A 14,887-nucleotide genomic window follows, 5' to 3' on the forward strand; every position below is an offset into this window, starting at 1 on the left:
TGGTTTAAACCTACAGGTCTTCCACCTGGGTTGGGGCATTGTCTGTTTTATAATTGAGGATCTTTTTAAAATATTTATGGATCCCGGGATGGTCTGCTTTAACCTTAATATGGTAATGATCCCGGTAGAGTGAATATTCCTCGGCCCGGCCTTTATATAGATGAAGTTTATAATACGGAATTACCAGGGCAAAAGTTTCCAATAAAGAACGAAACATAATGATGATACCTCTAGGTCGCATTTCAATATTACAGGTATTAGCATTATTATCGAGAACCAGAAGGTTATGAATATCTATGCTGGTAGAGGTGATATGTAATTTTGGGGAGCCTATTCCTTTTAATTTCATTCGCTCAAAAAGCGTAAAGGGCGGTCCTACTTCGTCGATAATCTTTTCTTTGATCTTTGGCCGATTATATGAAACATTCAGGAGCATAGCTTTTTGCTTAAAGATAAGCATTTGGCGTCAAAACCTGTAGTAAAACTCTAATTTCTGTTATCTTTGCGCTCTTATTTTAAGCTAAATAACAAAACCCAAAAGTAGCAATGAGCATTCAGGCGAAACTTTCAGAAAAAGTAAAAGATGCTGTTAAACAGCTGTATGAGGTAGAAATTGATCATACCGAATTTCAACCTACACGCAAGGATTTTGAAGGTGATATCACATTGGTGGTTTTTCCTATGCTAAAACAGGTTAAGACCAATCCCGTTAAACTAGGCGAAGATATCGGAAAATACCTTCAGGAAAATGTTGCCGAAGTTGCCCGTTTTAATGTGGTTCAGGGGTTTTTGAACATCGTTTTAAGCGATGCGTTTTACCTGGATTTTTTCAATGAAATAAAAGACCGCGAAGATTTTGGTGTTCTTCCACCTGCCTCAGACGCTAAAGGAATTATGGTGGAATATTCTTCACCAAATACGAATAAACCACTGCATTTAGGTCATATACGGAATATCCTTTTAGGCTATTCTGTTGCTGAAATTTTAAAAGCTGCAGGGAATAAATCCTATAAAACCCAGATTATTAATGATCGTGGAATTCATATCTGTAAATCCATGTTGGCCTGGCAACGTTTTGGTAACGGAGAAACTCCCGAAACTGCCGGGTTAAAAGGCGATAAACTGGTGGGGAATTACTATGTGAAATTCGACCAGGAATATAAAAAGGAGATTTCAGAATTGATAGCACAGGGTAAAACCGAGGAGGAAGCTAAGGCCGAAGCACCAATTTTGAATGAGGCCAAGGAAATGCTACGTAAATGGGAAGCCGGTGACCCGGAAGTAGTTGCGCTTTGGGAAAAAATGAACAATTGGGTTTATGATGGTTTTGAGAAGACCTATAAAGCTCTTGGGGTAGATTTCGATAAGAATTATTACGAAAGCGAAACCTACCTTCTCGGAAAAGATGTGGTAAACCAGGGGCTGGAAAAAGGTGTTTTTTATAAAAAAGAAGACGGCAGTGTGTGGATAGACCTCACCGATGAAGGTCTGGATGAAAAGATAGTGCTGCGTAGTGATGGCACGGCTGTATATATGACTCAGGATATCGGGACCGCCATTCAGCGGGTGAAAGATTTCGATATTAATGGGATGGTTTATACCGTTGGGAATGAGCAGGACTATCACTTTAAAGTCTTATTCCTTATTCTGAAAAAACTGGGATATGACTGGGCTGACTATCTTTACCACCTTAGTTACGGAATGGTAGATTTGCCCTCCGGGAAAATGAAAAGCCGCGAAGGTACGGTGGTGGATGCCGACGACCTTATCGTGGAAATGACAGAAACCGCCAGGAAAATTTCTGAAGAACTTGGGAAACTCGATGGCTATTCAGAAGAAGAAAAAGAAGAATTATACCGAATTATCGGGTTGGGCGCTTTAAAATATTACATTCTAAAGGTAGACCCTCGCAAGCGCATTTTATTTAACCCTGAGGAATCAGTAGATTTTCAGGGAAATACCGGGCCCTTTATTCAGTATACTTATGCGAGAATCCAATCTATTATTCGTAAGGCAAATTTTGATTACAGCCAGCCGGTCGCTCCCGGTTATGAATTGCACCAAAAGGAAAAAGAACTGCTTAAGCAGCTTCAGCTTTTCCCGGAAACCCTGCAGTTGGCAGCCGAAAATCATAGCCCGGCGCTTATCGCAAACTATGTCTATGAGCTGGTGAAGGAATTTAATTCTTTCTATCAGAATGTTATTATTCTGGGAGCTGAAGATCCTTCGGAAAAGATATTTAGAGTGCAACTTTCAAAAGCAGTGGCCAACGTAATAAAATCTGGTTTTGCCTTACTGGGAATTCAAGTACCGGAAAGGATGTAAATAAGGCTGAGAAATAGAATTTCTTAACTGAAATAAAAAGTTTTCACTTCAGGCTCAAATCATTAAATTTGCAAACCGCCTCTTCAAAGGCGCAAAATTAAACTACAGGAAGAGATTATGTTCGATAATTTAAGCGACAAGTTAGATAATGCCTTACACGTTTTAAAAGGTCACGGGCAAATTACCGAGGTTAATGTAGCCGAAACTCTTAAAGAGGTTCGACGCGCCCTAGTGGATGCCGATGTGAATTATAAGATTGCTAAGGAATTTACCAACACCGTAAAAGAAAAAGCACTTGGCCAGGATGTTTTAACAGCATTAAAGCCGGGGCAAATGATGGTGAAGCTCGTCAAGGATGAGCTTACCGAGCTGATGGGAGGTGAAGCTGAAGGAATTGACCTGTCAGGTAACCCATCGGTGATCCTGATGTCTGGTTTGCAGGGTAGTGGTAAAACCACTTTCTCGGGGAAACTGGCTAATTTTCTAAAGAATAAAAAGACCAAAAAACCTCTTTTAGTAGCTTGTGATGTTTACCGCCCAGCGGCGATAAACCAGTTGCATGTAGTGGGAGAACAGGTTGGCGTTGAGGTATATTCTGAAGAAGGGAATATGGATCCGGTTGCGATCTCTAAAGCAGCCATCGCTCACGCCAAGCAAAATGGTCATAACGTAGTAATAATTGATACCGCCGGTCGTCTTGCTGTGGATGAAGAAATGATGACCGAAATTGCCAATATTCACCAGGCGATTGAACCACAGGAAACCTTATTTGTGGTAGATTCCATGACGGGTCAGGATGCTGTGAATACCGCTAAAGCTTTTAACGACAGACTTAATTTTGACGGGGTTATCCTTACCAAATTAGATGGTGATACCCGTGGTGGTGCTGCGATCTCCATTAAATCGGTAGTAAATAAACCTATAAAATTCATAGGTACCGGTGAGAAGATGGATGCGATTGATGTGTTCTACCCTTCCCGTATGGCCGATAGAATTTTGGGGATGGGGGATGTTGTTTCTCTTGTTGAGCGCGCCCAGGAGCAATATGATGAAGAAGAAGCTAGAAAGCTTCAGAAGAAGATTGCCAAAAATAAATTCGGTTTTGATGATTTCCTGAAACAGCTTCAGCAAATCAAGAAAATGGGGTCCATGAAAGACCTGATGGGAATGATTCCCGGGGCCGGAAAGATGCTGAAAGATGTGGATATCGATGATGATGCTTTCAAAGGAATTGAAGCGATAATACATTCCATGACTCCTGAAGAGCGCAGCAACCCAAAAATTATAAACTCCAGCCGTAAGAAGCGTATTAGTAAAGGTTCGGGGACAACGGTGCAGGAGGTAAACCAGCTTTTGAAGCAATTCAACCAAATGGGTAAAATGATGAAAATGATGCAGGGCGGTGGCGGCCAGAAGATGATGCAAATGATGAAGGGGATGAAATAAAGCCCCTAATCCCAAGGGGAAAATTTTTGAAATCAATCGCAACTCTCCTCCCTTTTTTAGAGGTCGGGAGGGCCTTATAGATAAGCTATACATGACTATTTTAGACGGAAAAAAGACCAGTAACGACATTAAAAATGAAATTGCTGGGGAAGTGGAAAAAATCAAGGAAAAGGGCGGGAAGGTGCCGCACCTGGCTGCCATTATTGTGGGAAAAGATGGTGCAAGCCTCACTTATGTAAATGCCAAGGTAAAATCCTGTAAACAGGTAGGTTTTGAGTCTTCCCTTTACCGCTTGCCTAATACCATTAGTGAGCTGGAGTTGCTTGATAAGATCGAGGAACTCAACCAAAATGACGAAATTGATGGGTTTATTGTTCAGTTACCACTACCACCTCAAATCGATACCCAGAAAGTTTTAAATGCTGTTGATCCTAATAAAGATGTAGATGGATTCCATCCTACCAACTTCGGAAAAATGGCTTTGGATATGACCTCGTTCATACCTGCCACGCCTTTTGGAATTCTTGAATTATTGGAGCGCTATGATATTCCTACCAAAGGGAAACACACCGTGGTTATTGGGCGTAGCTATATAGTGGGGAGACCTATGAGTATATTAATGGGCCGCAGTGGATTTCCCGGAAATTCTACCGTAACGCTTACTCATGAATTCACTAAAAATATTACCCAGATTACTTCTCAGGCCGATATTATTATAATTGCCGTTGGGATTCCCGATTTCCTTAAAGCCGAAATGGTTAAAGATGATGCGGTTGTTATCGATGTAGGAATTACCCGTGTGCCCGATGATAGCAAAGAAAAAGGCTATGTAATTAAAGGAGACGTTGATTTTGAAAATTGCAGTAAAAAATGTTCCTATATTACCCCAGTTCCTGGTGGGGTTGGTCCTATGACTGTTTCAATGCTGCTCAAGAACACCTTGCTTGCCAGAGAACGGCACAAGCAAAGAGGTATGAAGAGATAAAAAAAAGGCTTTCTGGTTTATATTTCAGAAAGCCTTTTTTTCTTAAGCTTCTTCTCCTTCTTCCAGCTTCCAATCGAGATATTTGTGTAGATCGGTTTCCATAAATCTTAAGGAAAAAGTTAAGACCGCAAAATCATCGACATAGCCTACTCCCGGAATAAAATCTGGCATCATGTCTAATGGATTTAAAACATATAACAAGGCAAAGGCTATAGCTGCAATGGTAAACCAGGGAACATCTTTATAGATTCCTTTGCGGTAATCCTGCAGCATGCCAAACATTACTTTTCCCAGTTCAGTATATTTTTTAAGGGCATTCGCATTTAGGATCTTATCTGAAATTTCCTGCTGATTTTTAGCTGCCATTTCCACGTCGCCTTCATCAATCTTAGCGACTTTTTCTTCTACATATTTTTCATCAATATTTGTACTTTTTCTGCTAAACATCTTTTAGTTTTTAATAGTGATTAGTATTTATAATTTGTCGTACGAATTTCCGTATTCTTTCTTATAGATCTTCAGTATTAAAAGGAATAAGGAAATCAGTAATGGACCGAAAATCAATCCGATGAAACCAAATAAAGGAACTCCTATTATAACTCCAAAAAGAGTTATTAGTGGGTGCACATCGGCCAAACGTTCCAGAATATATAACCGAATCAGGTTATCGGTAACCCCTACCACTGCAAAGCCATAAATAAGCATGGCAACAGCCTGCCAGTTATCGCCCTGGGCAAAAAGCAAAATCGTTACCGGGATAATCCCTACGGCAGTCCCAACAAAGGGAATCATAGACCCAATAGCGGTAATTACAAACCAGAATAATGGATCGGGTACTCCAAAAATAAGGAATCCTATAAGGGCCACTATACCCTGGAATAGAGCTACCAACGGAATTCCCAGCGCATTCGATTTTACCAGTTCATTGCTTTCATCGCTAATTACATCAATATTATCTCTTCCCATAGGAATATATGAAAAGAGTATTTCCTTCATTTTATCCCTGTTTATAAGCATATAATAGAGCATAAAATACATAATACCAATCGCGATGGTAGCGTTAAAGGTGCCGCCGGCGAGGCTTTGTAAATTGCCCGAAACCCAGTTTGTTACGGCCGAGGTATCTATGTTGCTGCTAATACTATATCCGATGTAACTTTCGGCTTCTGCCAGTTGATCTTTAATTGCCCTTATCACCCTTTCTGAATTAGCCACCGCTTTTCCTATTTTAGAGGTTAGCATAATTACTACCAGGCTTACGGGTACCAGGATCCCAATAAAAGAGCCTGTCATTAAAAGGCCTGCTGCAAGACCGGGATTCCAGCCTCTATCAAGCAGTTTCTTCATCCAGTTTCTAAGGACCACATATAAGGTGACCGCGCCAAGAACTCCGGATAAATATGGAATGATTTCCTGAAAAATTAAAACCGACAGGAATAATATGAGCAGAAGCACAAATAACTGTCTTACAAGGCCCGGTTTTAATCTATCCATAGAAAATTATTTAAGACTACGATGCAAAAAGCTGATCTTGGTTTTTGAAAGCTTTAAATTCCAAAGCATTACCGCTAGGGTCTTTAAAAAACATTGTCGCTTGCTCGCCAACCTCACCCTTAAGTCTTATATAGGGTTCAATTATGAAATCTATCCCCCGGGTTTTCATTAATTTGGAGAATTCCTGGAAAACATCCCATTCCAATACAACCCCAAAATGGGGAACAGGAACATCTTTGCCATCTACAGGGTTAGAATGAGCTTTTTCCGTTTCTGAAGGAGGTTTATAATGAATGACCAGTTGATGGCCAAAAAAATTAAAATCTACCCAGTGCTCACTACTTCTGCCTTCCCCGCATCCCAGAACGTCCCGGTAAAATTTTCGGGCCTCCTGAAGATTAGAAACAGGAATGGCAAGGTGAAAAGGTGGTATTTTCATGTTTAGATAATTACCTGATTAGTGTTTAATTAAAATTAGGAAGTTATCTTAACATATTATCAATAAAGTTCGCTAATAATCTGTTAAGATTTGTGCTTCGGTCCTCGTGAAGGCCTGTTTTTTTTGGGTTTGAACTTAGTGTGTGTCTTTAAGTTCCTGGAGGCAGCTTTCTCCAGTTTGGAGGCCTCTTCTGTTTTTATCGAATCATCTACCATCTTATTGATGGTTTCCAGTTCCTCCCTGGTGAGATCACGCCATTGGCCTACAGGTAGATCAAGGCTCACGTTCATTATTCTGATGCGTTTGAGAGAGGTCACCTCATAGCCTAAAAATTCACACATGCGTCTAATCTGGCGGTTAAGCCCCTGGGTTAAAACAATCCGGAATTCATATTTCCCCAGTTTCTCTACCTCGCTTTTTTTGGTAATCGTATTAAGAATGGGTACCCCATTACTCATTCGTTTAATAAAATCGTCTGTTATTGGCCGGTTTACCGTGACGATATATTCTTTTTCGTGGTTGTTGCGGGCTCTCAGAATTTTATTAACAATATCCCCATCATTGGTAAGAAAAATAAGTCCTTCACTGGGCTTGTCAAGGCGTCCGATAGGGAAAATACGCTTGGGGTAATTTATAAAATCAATAATGTTATCCTTTTCCACCCGGGTATCTGTAGTACAAACAATTCCCACGGGTTTATTAAAGGCCAGGTAAACATTTGGTTCCTTTTTCTCTTTAGCTGAAATCAATTGACCGTCAACCCGAACCTCGTCTCCGGTAGCGATCTTTGTGCCCATCTCAGGAACCTTTCCGTTTAGGGTAATTCGGCCCTGGTCTATGAGTTTATCGGCTTCGCGGCGGGAGCAGTAGCCAACCTCGCTAAGGTATTTGTTTATTCGGGTAAGTTTCTCTTCGGCCATAAATTTGATTTCTGATGCAAAGATACAAGATTTAAAACGCTCTTTTAAATAACTAATTTTCAAAAAAAAATGAATCCACAGGCAACCTTTTGTAACTTTCCTACGTCTATGTATATAGAGGCTAATTTAAAAACCACCGGTGAAAGTAATTCAACTCTTTAAAAACCAGAATTCACTCATTAAACGGGCTGCGAAAAACGACAAGGAAGCGCAGCGGCAATTATATGAAGCGCATGCGGGAAAAATGCTGAGTGTTTGCCGGCAATATATTAAAGATCTACAGCAGGCGGAAGAGGTGATGCTTAACGGGTTTTTAAAAGTTTTTCTTCATCTTAAAAGTTTTAAAAGTGAAGGCAGCTTCGAAGGTTGGATCAGGAAAATCATGGTTCGGGAGTGTATCTCGTTTCTTAGATCAAAGAAAGATTTTCAATTTCTGGAGGATGAATTTTCACAACCTGAAATCGCTGAAACGGTTTCTTCTGCTTTAAGTGCAGAAGAGATCCAGACTTTAATAGATGAGCTCCCAGCAGGCTACCGAATGGTATTTGTGATGTATGCTATTGAAGGTTATAAACATTTTGAAATAGCTGAATTGCTGAAGATCACAGAAGGGACTTCAAAATCCCAGCTTTTTAAAGCAAGAAAAATATTACAGGAAAAATTAATCGCACAAAACGCAGCTTATGGCACTACATAGATTTGAAGAGGAGGCAGGGAAGAAGTTGAGGGAACGCCAAATAGCACCTTCCCCCGGTAGTTGGGAAAAACTTGAAGCCAGATTGGGCCAGGATAGTGAAAAGAGGAAATTCAGAATATGGTGGCCGGGGCTTGCAGCAGTGGTGATTCTGGCCTTTTTAGCAGGAAATTTACTGTTTAAAAAAACTGAAACTGCCCCCGTTATAGTTGAAGAACCCATTATTGAAGAATTGGAAAATTCTTCGGAACCAGGAATTTTTAAAGCTCCCGTTGAGGTAGCTTCAGAAGAAGAAAACACTTCTCAAATTCAGCGAAAGGAGACTGAAATTGCAGAAAATATTCCACAGGAAAAATTAGAAAAGGATGATCGGGAAATTTTGATTTCTGCTTCAGAAGAAATTGAAAATCTGCAAGTTGAAATAGAAAATATTAAGCTTGAACCTCCAACTCAGGAAATAAATGTACCCCAAACCGATTTGCAAGAAGCCATTGCCATGCTTGTTTCTGAACAGGCGGAAAAAGATATAACCGATGCCGAAGTTGATGAGTTGTTACTTGAAGCCGCGAGCCAAATTGCCAGAGAACAAAACTATGTTGGTAATACCAGGGTGAATGCCTCGGCGCTCCTGGCCGATGTAGAAGCTGAGCTCGACCAGTCATTCCGGCAAAAGATTTTTGAAATGCTAAAGGAAGGCTATGCCGAAGCCCGGTATACTTTTGTAAACAGGAATAATTAATTATCAATAAAGCCCATCATTAAGATGGGGTCATTCATCAAACATCAATCTATCATGAAAACACTTATTATCAGTATCACAGTATCTCTTTGTAGCATTTTATTTCAAAAGTTGGAGGCCCAGGAAAATTTGCCTTCCGAAGAAAAAAGAACAGAATTTATTCAGCAAAAAAAAGAGGAAATCATAAAAGAGGAAAAGGCTTTGCTTAAATATAAAGTGGAGCGAATTAATGAACGTCTTGAAAAGAATTTGATTACTGCCGGGGAGGCAACAACTCTTAAAAATGAAGCAGCAGAAATTCATGCCAAAAACATTGAGAATCGTATTGCTATTTTAGAGAATGAAACAGAATTGAAAAACCGGAACGAAGATTTTCGAGGGTATATTTCTTTGGGAGGAAATGGCAAAATTCTCGACATCAAGGTTAATGAAGAACGAGAGCGTCTGTATGATAAAAGAACTACAACAGATTTAGTTATAGCCGCCGGATTTAACAACGCGCTTGAAGATGGCCAGTCCCTAAATGATTCTGATTTTAAAATAGGCGGAAGTCGCTTTTTTGAAATAGGCTGGGCCTGGAAAACCCGGGTATTTGAAAATTCTAACTGGCTGCGGGTGAAGTATGGGGTTTCTTTTCAGTTTAATGGATTAAAACCTACCGACAACCGTTACTTTGTTGAAAATGATAAGGAAACGACTCTTCAAAGTTTTGATTATGATCTCAAAAAATCAAAATTCAGAATGGATAATCTGGTGGCGCCTGTGCATTTTGAATTTGGTCCTTCTACAAAAGTCGAAACCGATAGAAGTATCCGTTATTCTACCGTGGGGAAGCTAAAAATTGGCTTGGGAGGCTATGCCGGTTTTAATATAGGAGAGCGGCAAAAGCTCAAGTATAAAGTTGATGGCGATAAGGTAAAAGAAAAACTAAAAAACGATTATAATACCAACGATTTGGTTTATGGTTTAAGTGCTTACCTGGGATGGGGTGGGGCCACCTTATACGGGAAATACGATTTGAACCCGATTTTCAAAGACCCAAACCGGGAATTGCATAATTTTTCGCTTGGGCTTCGATTTGATGTGGATTAATGAATAAAATATTCAATTCTATAGAAAAGAAAGACCTCATAACCCCATTAATATGGGGCAATGAGGTCTTCGCTGTATAAAAAAAATCAATGAATAATAATTGCTTTTTCTCTGTTCTCTAGCTCTTCTCCATTATACCAAACCTTAAGATTGACAAATAGCCCAGTCTTGGCCTTCCATTCAGTTTTAATGGTGTCTGTTATACCATTGCCGAGTTCAAGATAGCTAATAGATGTTCCTCGTTTTTCACCCTCCTTTTCACTATTAACATCCTTTAAATTACGGGCTGTAAAAATCCGAAGGGAATAAGGCTCGGTTTCATCAATAAGCATAATCCCTTGATGCCTGCCAATATCGGGGTCAAATTCTGAAGCTACAACTTTTTTCCCGTCAACCAGATAATACAATGCCATTTTGTCCCTGGAGAGGTGGTTTTTTGTAGAAGGGTTTAATAAATCCTCTCCATCTTCGTTTAAAAAAACAAGGTCTAGACCTGTGGCTACAACGGCATTTGCTTCTTCCTCGTTGGTAACTTCATCACCTTTAGAGCAGCCAGTAGAAAGTCCAGCAGTGACTAAAAGAAGGAAAAGTAACATCATGAATTTTTTTGGATAAATTTTTCTCATAATTTACAATTAAATGAAGGTTAATATAAAATGCGTTAAATAAAGGAATTAACTGTAGGGTGGGAAAAATTCCTAAAAATTTTATTAAATATATTAAAAAATGAATAATTCCTAAAGTTTTATTTTGAAGATTTAAATAAGTAACAAGACCTTTCATCCTTGAGTTCCCCTAAGACCTAAAAACTTCTCGTGAAAATTTATTAAATTAAATAATTTAGAATCTTTTCGATGAAGTTTAATCATTAAGATTAATTTGTAATTTTATTTGCCTTTTAATTCATAGACCTTGCCGGGGTAAAACGTCGTTAGGTCTAAATGCCAAATAGCCGTTTTATTTTTTAACTTTGCATACCCTAAATTTTGTGTTTCGATATTGCTTTTTTATTGGGAATTACTTCCAGAATTGAATTTTAAAAATCGATTTAGAAACAAAAACTACTTAGGTTAAGTAGGGAACGTTAGCGCCAAAATAACACAAACCTCCCAGATTTATTTAACCTAAGAGGTTTAAAACATACAAACAGTTCAATTTTGATCTCAAAAACCACCATAGACAATGTATTTGAAACCGCCCGGGTTGAGGAGGTTATTGGTGATTTTGTTCAGCTTAAAAAGTCGGGGTCTAATTTTAAAGGCTTAAGCCCTTTTAGCGATGAGCGTACCCCTAGTTTTATGGTTTCTCCAGTGAAACAGATATGGAAGGATTTCTCTAGCGGGAAAGGTGGCAATGTGGTGGCCTTTCTTATGGAACACGAGCATTTCACTTATCCCGAAGCCATAAAATACCTTGCAAAGAAATACGGGATCGAAATAGAAGAAACTCAGCAAAGCGATGAACAAAAGGTACAGGCCAACGAGCGGGAAAGTATGTATCTGGTTTCTGAATTTGCCAATAAATATTTTCAGAAAATACTTCATAAAACCGATCCCGGGAAAGCGATAGGCCTAAGTTATTTTAAAGAACGCGGTTTTACTTCAGAAACCATTAAGAAGTTCGAGCTGGGCTACTGCCTTGATGAATGGGATGCTTTTACCAAAGAGGCACTGGCCGAGGGCTATAAACTGGAATTCCTCGAAAAAACCGGACTAAGTATCGTAAAAGGCGAAAAGCAGTTCGATAGATTTAAAGGAAGGGTGATGTTTCCAATTCATTCTATGTCTGGCCGGGTGCTTGGATTTGGTGGCAGAATTCTCTCTAACGAAAAAAAAGCTGCGAAATACCTGAATTCTCCCGAAAGTGAGATTTACCATAAAAGCAAGGTCCTTTACGGGATTAATTATGCCAAGCAGGCTATTGCCAAAGAAGATAATTGTTTTCTGGTCGAAGGCTATACCGATGTGATCCAGTTCCATCAAACCGGAATAGAGAATGTGGTTTCTTCTTCAGGGACCGCGCTTACGCCTGAACAAGTCCGGCTTATCAACCGGCTTACAAAAAATATTACGGTGCTCTTTGATGGAGATGCAGCCGGTTTGAGAGCTTCACTTCGGGGTATCGATCTTATCCTTGAACAGGGTATGAATGTTAGGATATGTACCTTTCCTGAAGGTGAGGATCCCGATAGTTTTGCCCGGAAAAACTCTGAAGTGGATTTAAGGGATTTTTTGGAAGAAAATTCCAAAGACTTTATTCGCTTTAAAGCTTCTCTGTTAATGGAAGAAGCGAAAAATGATCCGGTGAAAAAAGCCGGATTAATTAGGGAAATAGTTCAAAGCATCTCAAAGATTCCTGATAATATTCAGCAGGAAGTATACCTGCAGGAGTGTTCCAGGATAATGGATATTTCTGAAGAAGTTTTGTATTCAAGTCTGGCACAGTTAAGCAAAAAATCTGAGGGCCAATCCCAGAGAAAACCTGCGAGAAAATCTTTTGATGTTGTAAAAGATGAAAAACAAACAGCTCCCAGGGTAGACGAGCAATTTGAGCTGGAGAAAAAAATTATCAGCCTACTTTTATTATACGGAAAGGAGGAAGAGGAATTCGAGGATCTTCTATTAAAGGAAAAGGAAAACGGGGAGCTGGTCCTGGAGCCTGAAATACAGAAAGCCAGGGTCTTTGAGAAGATTTTTCTTGACCTTCAGGAAGATGAAATAGCTTTTACCAACCCGGATTTTCGGCAAATTTATAGTGAACTTATAGATAAGTTGAATAGCAGCGATGCTTTCGCTATGGAGACCTTTATTAATGAAATTGATGCTGAAAAGGCTTCGGCGATAACCAATATCCTAATGGAGGAGGAGCAATATGAATTGCACGATTGGGATAGGCAGAATATTTTTGTAAAAACCAAGAAAGAAACTCTTTCGCGCCTGGTGTCTGAAACCATCCTTTCGCTGCGACGATTTTTAATAAACCAAAAAATAGATGAACTTTCAACCCAGGTAAAAACTCCCGACCCGGAAATTGACAGCAGTTCGATACTTCAGGATATTATGGATTATTTAAGCTTAAAGAAGGTGTTATCGGATAAACTGAATCGGGTTATGTAGAGGGGTTTATTTCCAGTAGCCGGGATCTTGTAATAAGATCGGCGACATTATCTACATTTAATTTTTTCAGCAAACGGGTCTTGTAGGTGCTTACCGTTTTCTCGTTGATCTGAAGGGTTTCGGCAATATCTTTATTGCGTTTCCCTGCCGAGATAAGGTTTAAGACCTCGATCTCACGGGTAGATAGCTTTTTAAATTTAGTGATAAGGCTTTTGCCTTTTGACATTCCGGTGTTTAATTTCTCTGTTATTTTTTTGTTCAGGTATATTCCACCCCGGGCCACCTGATAAATTGCTGATTCCAGGGTCTTGGGATCGGTGGTTTTAGAAATATAACCAGAAGCCCCTGCTTTAATTGCGCTTAAGGCATACATCTCCTCTGCGTGATAACTAAAGATCAGAATTCTTAATTCGGGATATTCCTTTTTTAAAGTTCTTATAGCGTTAATACCTTGAATTTCGGGAAGATCTAATTCAAGAATTAATACTGTAGGAACCTGCCGGGTTAAAAACTTGAAAAGTTCATTTCCATTGGTGACTTTACCAATAATTTCCAGGGCCGGGTTCATACGTATGATGTTACCGATGCCCTCGCTTACCACAGGATGATGATCCGCAATTAATATCGTATTCATAAAACAGGTTGGTGTTGGAAAAAATAGTATGCTGTAGGGCGAAGCAAACTTTATCTTACTTAAAAATACCTGTTTTCGTGTTAATTATAGAAAATTATATTCTTTATTCGATAAACTGATTAGTTTTTAAGATGAATGGGGATTTCACAAACAGGTATTGGGTTGATCTTGTGTAAATTAGCTTTATGACGCCGGTGATATATTTGAAAAACCTCTTTTTGTCTACCTGAAAAGTCAGCTTCTGTTTTTCCTTTTTCGGCCTCCAGCATAGCCCATTCCAACTCATTATAAGACGCGCCAATTTGATCTTCGTCGCTTGGGCTATCGTCAAAAAGTCCGTCGGTAGGTTCAGCATTAATTATTTCGGGAGAGAGTTGCAGATATTCGGCGATCTGGTAAACCTCACTCTTCATCAAATCGGCGATGGGACTAAGATCCACTCCACCATCGCCATATTTAGTGAAGAAACCAACCCCAAAATCTTCAACCTTATTCCCGGTGCCGGCTACCAGGTAACTATGAAGCCCTGCAAAATAATATAAGGTAGTCATTCTTAAACGAGCGCGGGTGTTGGCAAGACTTAAAGCCAGGTTGTCTGAGGTTTCAGACATAGGAACGGCTTGCTGGAAATTATCAAAAACAGGGGTGAGATTTACCTCCAGGTTACTCACATTGGCAAAATGTTCCTTTAAAAATTGTATATGCCTTTGAGCCCTGGTTACCTGGTTTTTTTGTTGGTGGATGGGCATCTCCAGGCAAAGGGTGCGCATTCCGGTTTTGGCACAAAGGGCAGAAGTTACTGCAGAATCGATCCCCCCGCTAATACCCAGAACAAAACCATTCATATTGGCTTTTGTGGCGTACTCTTTTAACCAGTTAACAATATGATCTATTACTTTATCAGTCTGCATAAATTTGGGTGAATTAGTTTGTAAATAATACCTTTGTCTCAAAACTACTATTTAAAGGTAATTTATAAAAGCCCCCGGCGTTAAAGCCTTCA

Annotated in this window: 15 protein-coding genes; 7 read left to right on the top strand and 8 right to left on the bottom strand. The window is 39.6% G+C overall.

Features of this window, described 5'->3' with window-relative positions; genetic code table 11:
- Positions 1–10 precede the first annotated feature (10 nt).
- On the bottom strand, positions 11–436 hold the full coding sequence (locus BUW93_RS02555) for a hypothetical protein (RefSeq protein WP_081209493.1): 426 nt from the start codon (positions 434–436) through the stop codon (positions 11–13).
- A gap of 110 nt (positions 437–546) precedes the next feature.
- Here BUW93_RS02555 and argS point away from each other — a divergent pair, with 110 nt between their 5' ends.
- The 3 genes from argS to BUW93_RS02570 all read left to right on the top strand — a co-directional run bounded on the left by argS (position 547) and on the right by BUW93_RS02570 (position 4,756).
- Complete coding sequence (argS, locus tag BUW93_RS02560; protein WP_081208896.1) at positions 547–2,325, top strand: arginine--tRNA ligase; 1,779 nt, start codon at positions 547–549, stop codon at positions 2,323–2,325.
- Positions 2,326–2,442: 117 nt separating this feature from the next.
- Positions 2,443–3,771 (top strand): signal recognition particle protein, encoded by a 1,329-nt coding sequence (gene ffh / locus BUW93_RS02565; RefSeq protein WP_081208898.1) that lies wholly within the window; start codon positions 2,443–2,445, stop codon positions 3,769–3,771.
- A gap of 91 nt (positions 3,772–3,862) precedes the next feature.
- Positions 3,863–4,756 (top strand): bifunctional 5,10-methylenetetrahydrofolate dehydrogenase/5,10-methenyltetrahydrofolate cyclohydrolase, encoded by an 894-nt coding sequence (locus BUW93_RS02570; RefSeq protein WP_081208900.1) that lies wholly within the window; start codon positions 3,863–3,865, stop codon positions 4,754–4,756.
- 42 nt (positions 4,757–4,798) lie between these two features.
- Here BUW93_RS02570 and BUW93_RS02575 read toward each other — a convergent pair whose 3' ends face one another.
- The 4 genes from BUW93_RS02575 to rluF form a co-directional block, all read right to left on the bottom strand.
- Positions 4,799–5,203, bottom strand: a complete 405-nt coding sequence (locus tag BUW93_RS02575; RefSeq protein WP_081208902.1) for a YkvA family protein — start codon at positions 5,201–5,203, stop codon at positions 4,799–4,801.
- Between the two features lie 27 nt (positions 5,204–5,230).
- Positions 5,231–6,250: an AI-2E family transporter gene (locus tag BUW93_RS02580; RefSeq protein WP_081208904.1), complete on the bottom strand. Its 1,020-nt coding sequence runs from the start codon at positions 6,248–6,250 to the stop codon at positions 5,231–5,233.
- A gap of 16 nt (positions 6,251–6,266) precedes the next feature.
- Positions 6,267–6,689 (bottom strand): VOC family protein, encoded by a 423-nt coding sequence (locus BUW93_RS02585; protein ID WP_081208906.1) that lies wholly within the window; start codon positions 6,687–6,689, stop codon positions 6,267–6,269.
- Positions 6,690–6,772: 83 nt separating this feature from the next.
- Positions 6,773–7,609, bottom strand: a complete 837-nt coding sequence (rluF, locus tag BUW93_RS02590; RefSeq protein WP_081208908.1) for a 23S rRNA pseudouridine(2604) synthase RluF — start codon at positions 7,607–7,609, stop codon at positions 6,773–6,775.
- A gap of 139 nt (positions 7,610–7,748) precedes the next feature.
- Here rluF and BUW93_RS02595 point away from each other — a divergent pair, with 139 nt between their 5' ends.
- From BUW93_RS02595 to BUW93_RS02605, 3 genes are read left to right on the top strand one after another with little or no spacing between them, the layout of a single operon-like run.
- Positions 7,749–8,306, top strand: a complete 558-nt coding sequence (locus BUW93_RS02595) for an RNA polymerase sigma factor (protein ID WP_081208910.1) — start codon at positions 7,749–7,751, stop codon at positions 8,304–8,306.
- Positions 8,293–9,042: a hypothetical protein gene (locus tag BUW93_RS02600; RefSeq protein ID WP_081208912.1), complete on the top strand. Its 750-nt coding sequence runs from the start codon at positions 8,293–8,295 to the stop codon at positions 9,040–9,042. The genes BUW93_RS02595 and BUW93_RS02600 overlap by 14 nt, the downstream gene beginning before the upstream one ends.
- 54 nt (positions 9,043–9,096) lie before the next feature.
- A complete protein-coding gene (locus tag BUW93_RS02605) occupies positions 9,097–10,134 on the top strand; it encodes a YbaB/EbfC family nucleoid-associated protein (protein ID WP_081208914.1) in 1,038 nt (345 codons plus the stop codon).
- Between the two features lie 86 nt (positions 10,135–10,220).
- Here the strand turns inward: BUW93_RS02605 and BUW93_RS02610 are convergent, their stop codons facing one another.
- Complete coding sequence (locus tag BUW93_RS02610) at positions 10,221–10,760, bottom strand: hypothetical protein (protein ID WP_081208916.1); 540 nt, start codon at positions 10,758–10,760, stop codon at positions 10,221–10,223.
- Positions 10,761–11,291: 531 nt separating this feature from the next.
- On the opposite strand from BUW93_RS02610, the gene dnaG reads away from it, so the two are divergent.
- Positions 11,292–13,250 carry a DNA primase gene (gene dnaG, locus BUW93_RS02615; RefSeq protein WP_081208918.1) on the top strand — a complete coding sequence of 653 codons (1,959 nt, stop codon included), beginning with the start codon at positions 11,292–11,294 and terminating at the stop codon, positions 13,248–13,250.
- On the opposite strand, the gene BUW93_RS02620 is transcribed toward dnaG, so the two are convergent.
- Together BUW93_RS02620 and nadE are read right to left on the bottom strand one after the other, a co-directional pair.
- The gene (locus tag BUW93_RS02620; RefSeq protein ID WP_081208920.1) at positions 13,243–13,884 is read right to left on the bottom strand and encodes a response regulator; all 642 of its coding nucleotides are present in this window, start codon (positions 13,882–13,884) and stop codon (positions 13,243–13,245) included. The two genes, dnaG and BUW93_RS02620, sit on opposite strands and share 8 nt — an antisense overlap.
- A 119-nt stretch (positions 13,885–14,003) precedes the next feature.
- Positions 14,004–14,795 (bottom strand): NAD(+) synthase, encoded by a 792-nt coding sequence (gene nadE / locus BUW93_RS02625; protein WP_081208922.1) that lies wholly within the window; start codon positions 14,793–14,795, stop codon positions 14,004–14,006.
- Between the last annotated feature and the right edge of the window lie 92 nt (positions 14,796–14,887).

It is taken from the genome of Salegentibacter sediminis, assembly GCF_002078605.1.
Lineage (GTDB): Bacteria > Bacteroidota > Bacteroidia > Flavobacteriales > Flavobacteriaceae > Salegentibacter > Salegentibacter sediminis.

Bases quoted from the DNA above. Each gene is read 5' to 3' on its own strand.
- BUW93_RS02555 (WP_081209493.1), bottom strand. From the start codon at position 436: ATGCTCCTGAATGTTTCATATAATCGGCCAAAGATCAAAGAAAAGATT.
- argS (WP_081208896.1), top strand. From the start codon at position 547: ATGAGCATTCAGGCGAAACTTTCAGAAAAAGTAAAAGATGCTGTTAAA.
- ffh (WP_081208898.1), top strand. From the start codon at position 2,443: ATGTTCGATAATTTAAGCGACAAGTTAGATAATGCCTTACACGTTTTA.
- BUW93_RS02570 (WP_081208900.1), top strand. From the start codon at position 3,863: ATGACTATTTTAGACGGAAAAAAGACCAGTAACGACATTAAAAATGAA.
- BUW93_RS02575 (WP_081208902.1), bottom strand. From the start codon at position 5,203: ATGTTTAGCAGAAAAAGTACAAATATTGATGAAAAATATGTAGAAGAA.
- BUW93_RS02580 (WP_081208904.1), bottom strand. From the start codon at position 6,250: ATGGATAGATTAAAACCGGGCCTTGTAAGACAGTTATTTGTGCTTCTG.
- BUW93_RS02585 (WP_081208906.1), bottom strand. From the start codon at position 6,689: ATGAAAATACCACCTTTTCACCTTGCCATTCCTGTTTCTAATCTTCAG.
- rluF (WP_081208908.1), bottom strand. From the start codon at position 7,609: ATGGCCGAAGAGAAACTTACCCGAATAAACAAATACCTTAGCGAGGTT.
- BUW93_RS02600 (WP_081208912.1), top strand. From the start codon at position 8,293: ATGGCACTACATAGATTTGAAGAGGAGGCAGGGAAGAAGTTGAGGGAA.
- BUW93_RS02605 (WP_081208914.1), top strand. From the start codon at position 9,097: ATGAAAACACTTATTATCAGTATCACAGTATCTCTTTGTAGCATTTTA.
- BUW93_RS02610 (WP_081208916.1), bottom strand. From the start codon at position 10,760: ATGAGAAAAATTTATCCAAAAAAATTCATGATGTTACTTTTCCTTCTT.
- BUW93_RS02620 (WP_081208920.1), bottom strand. From the start codon at position 13,884: ATGAATACGATATTAATTGCGGATCATCATCCTGTGGTAAGCGAGGGC.
- nadE (WP_081208922.1), bottom strand. From the start codon at position 14,795: ATGCAGACTGATAAAGTAATAGATCATATTGTTAACTGGTTAAAAGAG.